A 12,886-nucleotide genomic window follows, 5' to 3' on the forward strand; every position below is an offset into this window, starting at 1 on the left:
AAAATAAATATAAGTAATCAGGTGTAACTTTAACACCTGATTACTAAAAAGAACTAGTCCACTATAATATCTGAAACATCAAGTTCTGTTTGAACTTCCAGATTTATGCCATCCTCGATTTGATATTCTATATCGCTACAATTTGGTAAGTACTTTTTATATTCGCCATCAAGATTAATAACTCCAGAGTCCTGAATACATGGTATTGACCAACGTTCGAGCGCAAAATTAATCATGTCTACTTCTCTAGAAAGAATTTCCGAATGTTGCCATTTAGAACCATCAGTAAAATTAGCAATGAGCTTCTCGCAATTGGTTGCTGAGTCATGTAAATAGTAATATTCTGCAGAATCATCTTTCAGTTTCTTTCGAATACTTTTCCTTGCTAGAATTGAGTTGCCCTTCGTCAATACCAGGTTTCCGATTCTATGAGACCACTTCTCTGCTTGTAATTGATTTGGCCAATGTTCAATCCACCACGTTTCACAAACTTGGGGCAAAATATGTTCAATAGAGTCTCGTTTCGCTTTATCATTAGTTTGCCAATCTAATGTAGGATATGCTGACTTTGATTTTTCATATTCAAACAGGAAGTAATACAGATAACTCCAGTTATTATAATTAATTTCGCCAGTGGATAGCTTAGAAACACAACTAATTAAGTTCGCATTTTCGACCAAAATGGTAGAAATATATTTAATGGCATCCTTGCAAGAGAAATTATCACATAGGATCTTGTGTGAAAGCTCCATGATATCTTTGCTACACTTATCGACTCTGTACCTCCATAAAGCATGCATTCTGAAGGTGTAAATTTCACATGCCCTTGCTATAGAAGCAAAATCTTCAAAATCATACGAATAGTGAGCCGTGGCCAATACTCTTTTTGTTATTCCCGAAAGGCCAAGACGATCGATTGAATTCATCCAGTTGAAGCCATCTTCATTACATAATTCACCTATATATAGTTGCTTTTTACTACTATTAACCAAACCAAATGATACAGAGTAAGATGACAATAAGTTAATAAACCCTGACAACTTCAAAATCTTCTTATTGTTTTCACCATCTAATAAAGACCTATACTCTTTAACAAATTTTTCATGTACGTCAGAATTAGAAGCGGATGTATTGTGATAAAGAGAAAAAGCCTCTGCGATGAACGAGTTTTCATGACCTCTAGATCCAACCCCATACTTCTCTAAGTTTGAGATTGATTTATACCACTCATCTTCAACTTTTATATTTAGTTCTCTTCTTTCGCAAACTAAAATACAAAAGTTCTTAATTTTATCAAATTCAGTCAGTGGTAATCCTCTGGAATTAATAGCATCAAATGTTAAATACCTATCTACCAAAGCATCAGATAAATCAACATCAATTATTAATACCTGATTACAAACCTTATTTTTAAACTTTAGTAACTCTTCTCTATTTTCATAAGAAGAAAGATATGCTCTAAGATGGGAAACTGCCTTCTCCAAATGCCTCATTGACGGAGTTTTATCTTGAGGGATAATAACTTCTCCCTCACCTATAATACTTTTAAAGAAACTATCTAAAATAGTATTCTCATTCTCTACCCTCAGCCTTTTTCCATCATTTTTAAATGAGATAAGTCTAGACAGTTCTTGTGACTCTAAGCTTTCAGCCCCATCTATATCTATAAATTTTTTCCTAATCTCATTAATAATAATCAAAAATGTTGTCAAACGTTGCTGCCCATCTTCTAAGATAAACTTGATATTCGCAGCGCCAGTTATTTCATCAAAGAAACTCTCTTGCTTTGAACAAATAATAGTCCCCATATAGTGGGATTTATTTCCCATCAAGCTAACATCACCTAATAAATCATCAATTTCTTTCGGAGTCCAGCTATAACCCCTTTGATTCTTTGGAATAAAATATGTTCTCGAACTTAATAGTGTGCTTAAACTTTTCATCATTATTATCTATTGCTCTTTGAGTTTAAATAGTTTGGTAGCTAAGAAGTAAGCCTTGCTTCTTAGCTAAACATGCTAATGCACATAATGGAGCCATCATATCTAAGTAACCTCGTTGATACGTAGCTTCGACCAAGGTCCCTATAGAATCGCCGTATCTCTCTGTAACACGTGTAGCATTACGAATGTGTAATTCCTTTCCCAAACGCCCCAATTGCTTGAACTCTTTCATATAAGCCAATATTTCAGGAGAATGCACTGGACTAGAGTCATACCATTCTCTTAAGGTAACTACTTCTGCATTTCGCTTTGATGCTTCAACTTCTGCTATTTTCGCCATCACCTCAGGTGATTTTTTAGAAACTCGCTTTAGATCACTCATTCTGCATATAGCTCCCAAAATGCTCTATCTCGCATCTTAACTATCTTCTTAGCACCATCGATGTATAAGCTATAGTGCTTCTCTAGCTTATTGATGGTTTCCATTAGCTTCTCTTGCTCAGCTTTTTCGTTTACACCAAACATCGCTTTAAGCTCTTGCGGACGAATCTTCGCAACGCGGTGAATTACCCACGTAAGCACATAACTTGAGTAGTCGTTCTCACCGGTTTGGAAGTGCGTAATGTCTTGAGTAGAGAGGATCACACCAACACCATACTCACGACCTTCTTTTAAGATCTTGCGCAAGCTTGGGAAGTTCTGAGACATAAAGTTGTCGGCTTCGTCCACCAAGATCATCTTAGTGATTTGTCGGAAATCGCCTTGAACTTCTGGCTTACCTTTCTTCTGCATTTGTGAATAGAACAAATCCAGTGTTAGTGCCACTACGAGGTTTTGGATCTCTGACGGATAACCTGCCAACTCAACAACTGTAATGCCATCAACAAGATCGTAAAGGCTCATACACTTGGTATTGTCGTCTTCGAAAATCTCTAGTTCGTATAAGCTTTCAAGTGCCGCGTATAACGAATCTTCATCTGGATCAGTTTCAATAAACAAGTCCCACACCTGTGAGATTGTCGGTGCTGATTTTGTCCAAGTGCTTGGATCCGCTTTGCGAATTCCAGCCAACTCATAAGCTTCACCCACCAACTTACGCAGACGTAGTTGCTGCTTTTGTCCTAAGCCAAAAGCTTTGCCCATGGTTTCAGAAAAACCACGCGCAGTGTGCACAGGCAGCATTGGCGTATCACCAAACAAGCTCAATGGGTTATATGGCAGTTTATGAAGGTTAAACTTCTTACCCGCTGTCGCTTGTTGGAACTTATCGTCTACATAATCAGATTTGTAGTCGAAAATAAGCATGCCAATTGGTGCACCGTTTACGTTGTCTGCCCGATTGCGATAAAGCTGTGTAATCACCGATTTGGTGAACTGAGTTTTACCCGTACCCATCGTGCCTATGATACCGGTGTTGGTATTCATAAACTTAGCCGTATTGGTTGGCTCCCAGTTCAGCGGTGCTTGCGTCAAAGCATTGTGACCAAAGAGCACATTTAAGTTAGTGCCCGATGGTTGTGACTTGAAGGTATCTACTGCTTCAGCACCTTGCACCGAAACGTCTTTCTCTGGAGCTGTTTGTCCTTCTTCTACCTCAGAGCAATGCTCTTCAGCTTCGGTGTTTCGCTCAACCTCAGAGTCACCTGTTTCTTGGTGTACGTTTTCACTCGTAACATCTGTTTGGCTGTCGGCTTCAAGCGCTTCTGCTTGAGTTTTTCCACCTAGAACATATTCGGTCGGTACGTGACATAACTTGACGATATCTAACTCGTTAAGCACTTCTTGCAGTGGCGTTTCAACCAAACAAGGAAGCAAGCCCATCGGAAGGTCAACTTTTAGTACGCCTTCCAACATTTGGTATTCTGGTTGCAAGCAACTTGCGCCCTCAAGATGGCTGACAACAAATCCATCTGGGTAATCAGCCACTTTTGCTAGCGAGTAATCGCCTTTCAGCCACTCTTCTTTGTTGTCTAGCAGTGCATCAAAGTAGTCTGGAGCGAACACGTTGTACAAGCGGTACTTGTCTACCTGCATGAGCACTTGACGCATAAACAGGCCGCGGTAAAGTTTGCTTGCAAGGTTGTTATTGCCAAGCAGATCTTCGCTCAGGTAACGCAACAACTCTTTTGATTGCTTAACTGCTTTTTTGTAGTCAGGAATTGACCCCGTTTTTACTTCCACGGGTAGCAAGTACATGTCTTGCCCTTTAAAGCCAACAAGCAACACATCATCCGAAATCTCACCTTTTTTGTAGCCGTGAACGTTACGCGAGAATTCACTGTCTGACATTTTCAGGCCGATATTACCTGAGACACGGATCATTTCTGCCACAGAAAGCGGAACCCAAGTAATGTCTGAGTTATGCACTAAGCTGGTAACAAACTTATACGCACCAATAACACCTTTGCGCTCTTTGTTGATGGTTGGCGCGCAGGTCATCATCTTCAACAACCAGTCACCATTAAAGGCATTGAACTCGTTGATTTGGCCACCATCCCCCTGCTTGATGACTTTTTCAAACAGACCACGCTGCGCCGTTACGGTAATCGCATCGTAGCTGGATGAACTGGTGTACTGATCGGAATAGTGAATCAGCACCACATCTTCATTGCTGTGGAAGAAATCTAATGTCACTTTTGGATCAATGATGGTGGTCCAAATGGAGCTGTCGTATGAGCGCTCTAGCAAACCTTTAAAATCTTCACTCACTGCAAGCGCAACTGCGTTTGCACCGTGATATTGCGTATTCGGCTTTAACGCCGGCTTGAGTAAAGCACCAACGTATTTGGCCATCATTAGTTGTGAATGGTCTTGATAATCCGTTCCCTTTAAACCGAAGCCAGTAAAGTAAGAGCCAGATTTACTCTCAGACGCGTCACCCGTTAATAGACCATCACATGCAATCCCCGAAGCCATGTCTTCGATTGCAATGTCTGAGCAATCCACTTTGTCGTTATTACGGAAGAACGAGAGGTGCGCGTATGACTGACCCTCTTTATTCGCCTGCTCATTGGTAAACTTACTGTAGGTTAGACGAGTACGAAGGATATCAATGATGGTATCCGCCACTTCACGTACTTTGCCTTTGTTCAGCTCTAACCACTCTTTCAGTTCGTCGTAATTGGCAGTTTCTGCAAAGCGGTCAAATGCATTGAACGTCAGTTTGTCATCATAAAGGTTGATGTGAATCGAAGCCGCTTGTTCTTGATTGCTACGGATGTAATCCACTAGCCCCATGAACAGTTCTTCAGCGCTGTCTTGATTCACTGCGTTAATGATGATGCTCTTTTCAGAACCTGTGAATAGTTGACTAAATGCGGTCTGGAACTCGTCGATTTTTTCTTTAACGAGTTTACGAACGAACGTCAGTGAGCTCTTCTCTTGAGGGACGCTCTTGATCCAAAATGCGTTTTCTTTCACCTGTTGGTTGTAAGCAAACTCGTGCTGAGGATGATAAACATATGGCAACAAGCCTTTTGGTGATAGGCGCTCAAACGTCACATCTGGCAAGCTAGCAAAGCTTTCATCTTCACGAATCACTTTGCGTAGGTTTAGATAGTAAGCCAGGATTAACGGGTGGAACGGAGAGTAATACTCTTCACCTTCAGATTTAACCAAACCAATTTGCAGCGCGGCTTTTTGCTCTTTGGTCAGCATACTGCCCGTTGGAATCGCTTCAAAATAAGCAAGACATGCATCGACTACATTTTGTACAAGCGTCGTGAAATCATCCCCCCAAGAGGCTAGAGATGGCGTACTACGGCGCTGCTCAAGGTAATCATACAATTCGACATAAGATGAATGCATTGCGTCATCAATGGCTTGCACATCATCCAACTTGATTGTGTCAGAGTCAGAAATAGAAACGACTTTGTCATTGATGAAGGCTTCTTCCCAGCGCAGCAGTTTTAAACGAACACCAGGTACAACAAATTCGCTGTTATCGATGCCAACTTTACCTTTTTGGGAGTAAAACTCGCCGTTGTATTCATCTTTGAATAACTTATGGTAACGGCCTCGGTTGAGTAGCAAAGGCAAGCTCAACGAGTCTGTTGCTACTGCACCTTCGACATTGAACTTAAGTTGGTTGTCACCTGATTTAACAGCGAAGTCAATCTCATCCGCTTCATTGGCAAGCGCCTCAAAGTCCACCAGCGAGTGTTCTGCTACGTCTACGACTTGTTTTGCATCCGTCAAAGAACAAGCTGTCCCCTCTTCAGCTCGAATCTGAAGCTTATTTTCTTCCATGTTCAAGGTTAAGCGCTGCTTCGCAGGCGCTGGCTCGATCAAGAAGATGTTTTTGAATGGCTCAATGTAAAACTCACCCTTGCGAACAACGAGACAGCGGAAGTTGTAGACCTCAGACTTGTTCTCGCGCTTGAGCGCTAGGTTGAAGAACAACGGTTCGTTATTGTATGTCCCTTTCAAACTTGCTCGGGTCGTCTTCAGGCCATTCAGCGTTGAAATCACTTCTTGATTACCAAGCGCTTTAGCTGGTTGAATTTTAAACTGGCTCTTTTCTAGATTGCTTGCACCTTGGAAAATCAACTTCAATTCAAAGTCATTGACGCCTTCATCTAGCTCAATGATAAGGTGACGATCACGCATACCGGCTTTAGTTTCTGCACGGTTGCGCGCAGTAATAGTCATGCCCTCGCTAGCTTGCTCTTCTTCAAGGACAAGTTGCTGCTGTGCATTGCGTTTTTTCTCTTGCAGAAACGCCTCAAACTCAACATCTTTCCACGCATCAGTTTCAGAGAAGTTTTCGTTAATGAATTTTTCACCAAACGACTTCAAACGATCCTGAAGCTGATCACCGAAGTGTTCCACTTCAAAAGAAAGTTCTTCATAGAGTGCACGGTTGTCTTCCAAACGTTTTTTGATTTGTTTCGGGTTACCACTCATCTCTGCAACGAGCGGATCTTCAAACATACCAAGTTCATTGAAACGCAGATCACCATCTTCCACAGCTTTGTATAGTGATTCAAAACCGAACATGGTCGCGCCATCTTCAAGGATCGCATCAAACTGGTCATCCAAAAGACAATTAGACACATCACGGCCTTTGTCTTGTTGATCAATCAACCCTTTCATCGCCGCTTTGATCTTGCTTGGGCTCCACACCTGACCAAGCTGAGCCAGATCTTCTGCTGAGTTAATCAAGGTATCCAACAAGCTATTGTGAATTACCACCAGCGCGCAGCCCTTCAAGTAGCCTGACTGGCTTGCAACTTCATCACGTAGATGAGAGATATAGTTTTCTGTAAAACCTTGGTACTCAGCAGGATCTTCACTATGAATAACAGGTACGATCTTACAGTTAGACAACTGAATAAATGGCAGCTCGATACCGTTACTCGCACAAATACTACTTTGTGAATGTGCGATCATCGCTTGGTACAAACGCACACTGTTTTCACTATCTGGTGACTTGAACTGATAACGGAAACCTGCCTTGATGTGAGCTTCTGCATCAGCCAGAAACTGCTCAACTAAAAAGGTCTCAAATTGTTTTACGGACATAAACTGCGTCTCCACTATCACTCATGCGCTCAACGTTACCAATGCGCTCATAGAATTTAATTAGTTCTTGTTCGGTTTGTTTATCAACGAAAATGCCACGTTGTTTAAATGCGGCAATCAGTTCGTGGAAACGGAGTTTGTCCTTTTCTCCAACAACAAGGTTGGTTAATAAAATGATGTAGTCTTGGTTAAGTACCAACACTCGGCCACTGCGACCTCGGCTTTGAATAAAGTGAGCAGCAAGATACTTTTCTACTTCAGAAACGTATTTTTTGTTGATGTTGAATCGCTCGCCGATACTAAACTGTGCCATGGCTAACTTCATGATGTTGCCAAGCCAGTCCAGCGCAGATTCCGATTCATCAAGCGATGTATCAAGTCCACGCTGAGCTTTAAATGCTCGCGCAAAGTTCTCTAAGTCACTCTTTAGGTGTTCATAGCGGGATTCTTGAATCCCCTTCGAAATCGCCCACAGTGGTACTTTGGCAGCACTCTTATCACCCATACCAGGCTGAAGAAGTTCTAGCATTGTCAACATTGGGAACAAACGAGTCGCCGATTCATTGAAAAGCTTGTAGCCGTGATTTTTGATGTGCGTACGTTCATTACTAGCACGCTCATGATCCATGATGAAGTACAACGGCTTCGCTGTTGGCTCCTCACCAGAGCGCCAATCTGTGAGCGATAGGCTTAACTGAGCGGTGTAAGCAAAACCGTAAAAAGACAAAAACGATTCGATTTCACTTAACAGGTACTTAGGTCGACTTGCTAAGAACTTCAAATCATCACGAAATGCTTTGGATAGGTATGGCAAGTATGGATGCTCACTTGCTTGCATTGATGAATCGCTCTTCATCTTGCCACGCAGAGTTGAAAGCATCTCTCGTTCGATGAAGTTGAGTTTTGCATCAAACTCTTCGACACGCATGTTCTGAAGTAAATTGGTAAACATGGAAGCAACACGAGAATCGCCTGCTAGAAACTCACCTTTTTGCGCACGAAATAGTAAAAGCTCAGGGCTCACAGAGAAGATATCTTTGTTATCAAAGTACATCTCTCGTAGTACTTCCCAAAACTCTTCTTCACCTAACTTCTCTTCAAACGCAGACTGACAATCAGAGACAAAATCCTCGTATTTGTAGCCTTCAATCTTCTTACGTAATAATCCACGCAATACAAGACCAATCACCGCATCGCTATCAAAGTCATTACCTTTGGTACGAATTGGCAAATAACTGTTCAAGCTGTTTTTATTGGGTACGTCTTCCGCCGTTTGTGGCAATTTCTGATTAAACGGTTTGATGTATTTATCCATTGTCATCTTAAATACCACTCACTTCGAAATACTCGTCATCTTCATTGACGATCTTGTAGCGCTTATCATTTTTCAGGATAAACAGGGTGTTCTTCTCGTTTGCAACAGTGATGAGCTGTTCAATCACCTCATCCAACAAAAGCACCGCGTTTTTATCGTGCTTGTTAGGTCGATACCCCTGATTAATCTTTTCTAGCAACTCAAGTAAGTTAATACTGATTGGCATTGGAAGCAGAGCGTTATCATCAGCACGGATGTGCGCATTGAAAGAACCAATTTTGCCAACACCTTGAGTTTTGATAGCGGTAAAATCAGGTTTCACCTCAAGCTCTGCTGCGGTTTTAAAACCGTTGTATTCTGAGATAAAAAATTGGTCTTTATCGAGCGTTGGAGAGTTACGATTACAGTAACGATGAATCGCAGAAATTAGGATGTCCTTATAGAACTTGTTTAGCTCTTTTTTCTGTTTACCAGAACCATCAAACTCACGGTGAAGCAGCCAAGTATTCGCGTACTGATTCACTAAAGAGTTATCGAAGTCGACTTTCAGCTCGTTGATGTATTTATTTGCAAACTGCTCTTCATCTTTGAGCAAGCAAACCATGCGAAGGTAAGAAGCAGCATTTGACACATCAAATACACCTAGTGGCTTCACTTGTTCTTTCAACTGAGTAAAGCCTTCTTCTTCAATGCCCAAACCAAATTGCAGAACAAACTCATCAATCTTACGAGTATGAATATTGCTTGGGTCAAAGCTCTGAATATGCTCTAGCAGCTCGTTATCCGCACCAGAGAACAAGTTGTCGAACAGGTAACCTTCTTCCATTGCTAAGATCTGGAATACAAAATCCAGTAGAGCACGTGCTGTTAAAAATTGGTCTTTGATCAAACGCGCTTTGAGTAACAGAGCGATAATGTTCTTTTGAACGGACTCCAACCCCAATAAAGCGTAGTTTGCAGTTAGTACGTTGTGACCAGACTTTTTCACTTCACTGTCGTAGAGCGCATAAAACGGGTTATCTAAAGTTGGCTCAGTTAAGCGATCTAGAAATTGAGCGGCAAAATCGGATGTGCTCACTTCGTGGCCAAGAGTAAATTTTGGATATTGTTCGAAATCTAGAAATGTATGGTTTGCTGGAATGTCGTCCGTTTGATTTTCCAGAAAAGCCTTTATCGACGCTTTCACATCGTTATGTTGGTCAGCACCTTCCTCAGCATAGTTACCCAACATACCAATATTAATGCCGACAACGAGTGGCTTGTCATTTCCTTTGAACTGAGTGAAACGCTCATCTAACGCATGAATAGCCGTTTGGCTCGGGTTGAAGCTGTGTGTCGCATCAAGATGAAAATCATGCGTTGCTTTATGCTTTTGGCTGTATTGAGTCAAAATCTCCGACTTACCATCACCACTACTGCCACACAAAAAGATGATTTCATCTTTTTTGGCAGACAGAAGCGCTTGCCTAAAATCAGCTTCAATGTCGGTTTTGATGTAGATATGACTTTTATATTCAGCCAGAAGGTCTTGATTTTGCTCTCTTTCGGTACTTACCGCATAGGGTGAGGACTTGGAGAGAATGCTGAGGGCTTGTGCTAAATTCAAGGTTCTTTCTCTTCAAAGGTTGATTAAACGGACTTTCTTTGTGGGATTGAATACTACCAAACGAAGAAAACACACGATACCGTATATGAAATACATCTTGTTTAAATGGGTAATTTATAACCACCATTTATGCAACCAGTTCATATTACTCTTCTCACACAAAAGTTGAATTCTGACATTAATAAAATTTGAGCCAACTGACATTGCTATGAGTCAGAGTTTTCAACTTTCGTATGACGTAAGCACTATACCCTCAAGAAAAATGTACGTATATTCTGTATACATCAACATGTATCATTTTCAGGCATTAAAACAGCACAATGGCTATCAAATGGGACCAACTTCTTCGCTTCAAACTAATTGAAGTAGTGGCGTTGTGGGAAGGTCGAGTTACCACTAATCATTTATGTAACTCATTCAATATAAAGCGACAACAAGCATCTCGAGACATCAAAGCATTTCAAGAGCAGTTTGAGTTCCCTCCTCTTATCCACGATCGAAGTATTAAAGGCTATCGCCCGTCAGAAGACTTCGTCCCTCGCTTTACAAAAGGCACACCAAACGAATACTTGTCACTGCTGCACAAATACAGCAATGAGTACGTCGATGGTTTCGACATACAAAACTTAGGTCATGCCGATTCTATCGTTCTCTCTGTTCCAGATAGGCACGTCGCTCCGATCATTGTTCGCGGCTTGCTGCAAGCTGCTAGAGAAAAGCGTCGTGTGGATATTGAGTACGTTTCAATGGATAGCCCAAAAGGCCGTGGCAGAAACATTGTTCCTCACACAATCGTATTCGATGGCTTTCGCTGGCATGTACGCGCTTACTGCGAAGATAGACAAATGTTCCTAGATTTTGTTTTAAGCCGCTTCCGAGGAGAGCCGGAGCTGCTCGACAAGTCGAACATAGGAATGGATGAGGATGAAGACTGGATGATTGAAGAAACCATCCAAATCATTCCAAATCCGCACTTAACACTGGAGCAACAAGCCATTGTTAAAGCAGATTACGGAATGGATGAGTCATCTTTTACTATCAGTTGCCGAAGAGCACTGATTAAGTACTTGGTTAAGCGATTAGATATATGCGTAGATCAGAGAAAACTAAAATCCTCTCCGAAAAAATACCAGCTAACAGTCGCTAACCCTCACGTGGTTAAACGTTGGCTTTTGTGACAAAAAGCCCTACTTTCACAAGCAGGGCTTTGATATTGGATGACTATCACTCAGTTTCGGCTCTGAGCCTTAACGCTTTTCGCTTCTTACCAGTTCCGCTAATGTAGATAAGCGTTGCTCGCTTTGTTTGACGTATGGGTTTGCTTCATCCCATGCGTAACCGGCGAGGATCGCGCTGATCATTTGTTTGATACGTGGATTCGGTTCTTGGTAGAAGATGACATCTTGTAGCTTACCGTTGTACCAACCTTCTACATAGGTGCGGAAGGTGTTCACTCCAACCATCAGGCGATCGGCGTAGTCTGCTTGCCAATCCACGGCTTCACCGTTGAGCTGACGCTCAATACAGTCTGCTGCAAATTGAGCCGACTTCATCGCGATGGTCACGCCAGATGAAAAGACAGGATCAAGGAACTCACCTGCATTGCCAAGCAAGGCATAGTGCGATGTTGCAAGGTGTTTTACATTGGCAGAGTATCCACCGAGCTCACCGGCTGGGTTCGGGTAGTTGGCTTGATTAAGCAACTCAGCCAAACCAGGCTCTTCACTTGCTAGCCGTTTAATCGCTGCAATTTTGTCTTCTGGGTAGTTTTCAAAAAACGCTGGCTCACCGACCACACCAAATGAACAGGTGCCGTTGGAGAATGGGATCAGCCAATACCAAACATCGTGGTTATCTGGATGCACAGAGATCAGGATCTTGTTGCGATCGTATTCGATGTTCTCGGCAGTGATGTTGTCTTCAATGTGGGTAAAGATCGCCTTTCTTGGTGGCAAGCAAGACGGCTCTTCCAGCTCTAACAATCTTGGAAGCACACGCCCAAAGCCGCTGGCGTCTAATACATAATCGGCTTCAATTTGATACGCTAATTCGTTTTCATCGATAACAGAAAGAACCGACTTCGCGCCTTCAAATTCGATGCTTTTCAGTTCGTGCTGGTAACGAATTTCAACCCCTTGCTGCGCGGCACTGTCTGCCAGTACTTTATCGAAGTGACCACGTTGAACTTGGTAAGTGGTACCCGGACCTGAGGAGAACTTATCGGTAAAATCAAATTGGGTGTAAACGCCGTTGCGACGAAATGCAGCCCCGTCTTTGTATTGGAAACCAGTTTGGTTGACTGCCTCTAACATGCCCGCTTGCTCTACAACTTCCATGCACGCTGGAAGCAGGCTTTCACCGATAGAGAAACGTGGAAAGGTGGCTTTTTCAATCACAACAACATCGATATCTCGTGCGTTGAGCAATGCTGATACGGTAGAACCTGACGGGCCCGCACCAATAACGACGACTTGCTTTTGCTCTGTTTTCATTCTGTTT

The 12,886-nt window shown here is 42.2% G+C and carries 7 protein-coding genes; 1 reads left to right on the plus strand and 6 read right to left on the minus strand.

Annotated features, from left to right (window positions below):
• Nucleotides 1–53: 53 nt before the first annotated feature.
• The 5 genes from ITG12_RS06600 to dptF are packed head-to-tail and all read right to left on the minus strand — an operon-like array spanning nt 54 to nt 10,387.
• The gene (locus ITG12_RS06600) at nt 54–1,946 is read right to left on the minus strand and encodes a DUF262 domain-containing protein (RefSeq protein WP_248873873.1); all 1,893 of its coding nucleotides are present in this window, start codon (nt 1,944–1,946) and stop codon (nt 54–56) included.
• Between the two features lie 22 nt (nt 1,947–1,968).
• Nucleotides 1,969–2,325: a hypothetical protein gene (locus ITG12_RS06605; protein WP_248873874.1), complete on the minus strand. Its 357-nt coding sequence runs from the start codon at nt 2,323–2,325 to the stop codon at nt 1,969–1,971.
• A complete protein-coding gene (gene dptH, locus ITG12_RS06610; protein WP_248873875.1) occupies nt 2,322–7,466 on the minus strand; it encodes a DNA phosphorothioation-dependent restriction protein DptH in 5,145 nt (1,714 codons plus the stop codon). Before dptH ends, ITG12_RS06605 begins: the two co-directional genes overlap by 4 nt.
• The gene (gene dptG, locus ITG12_RS06615) at nt 7,447–8,787 is read right to left on the minus strand and encodes a DNA phosphorothioation-dependent restriction protein DptG (RefSeq protein ID WP_248873876.1); all 1,341 of its coding nucleotides are present in this window, start codon (nt 8,785–8,787) and stop codon (nt 7,447–7,449) included. Before dptG ends, dptH begins: the two co-directional genes overlap by 20 nt.
• Nucleotide 8,788: 1 nt before the next feature.
• Complete coding sequence (gene dptF, locus ITG12_RS06620; protein WP_248873877.1) at nt 8,789–10,387, minus strand: DNA phosphorothioation-dependent restriction protein DptF; 1,599 nt, start codon at nt 10,385–10,387, stop codon at nt 8,789–8,791.
• 320 nt (nt 10,388–10,707) lie between these two features.
• On the opposite strand from dptF, the gene ITG12_RS06625 reads away from it, so the two are divergent.
• Nucleotides 10,708–11,565 (plus strand): WYL domain-containing protein, encoded by an 858-nt coding sequence (locus tag ITG12_RS06625; protein ID WP_248873878.1) that lies wholly within the window; start codon nt 10,708–10,710, stop codon nt 11,563–11,565.
• Nucleotides 11,566–11,634: 69 nt separating this feature from the next.
• On the opposite strand, the gene ITG12_RS06630 is transcribed toward ITG12_RS06625, so the two are convergent.
• Nucleotides 11,635–12,879 carry an NAD(P)/FAD-dependent oxidoreductase gene (locus tag ITG12_RS06630; RefSeq protein ID WP_248873879.1) on the minus strand — a complete coding sequence of 415 codons (1,245 nt, stop codon included), beginning with the start codon at nt 12,877–12,879 and terminating at the stop codon, nt 11,635–11,637.
• Between the last annotated feature and the right edge of the window lie 7 nt (nt 12,880–12,886).

The organism is Vibrio sp. ED002, from assembly GCF_023277445.1.
Classification (GTDB): Bacteria; Pseudomonadota; Gammaproteobacteria; order Enterobacterales; family Vibrionaceae; genus Vibrio; species Vibrio jasicida.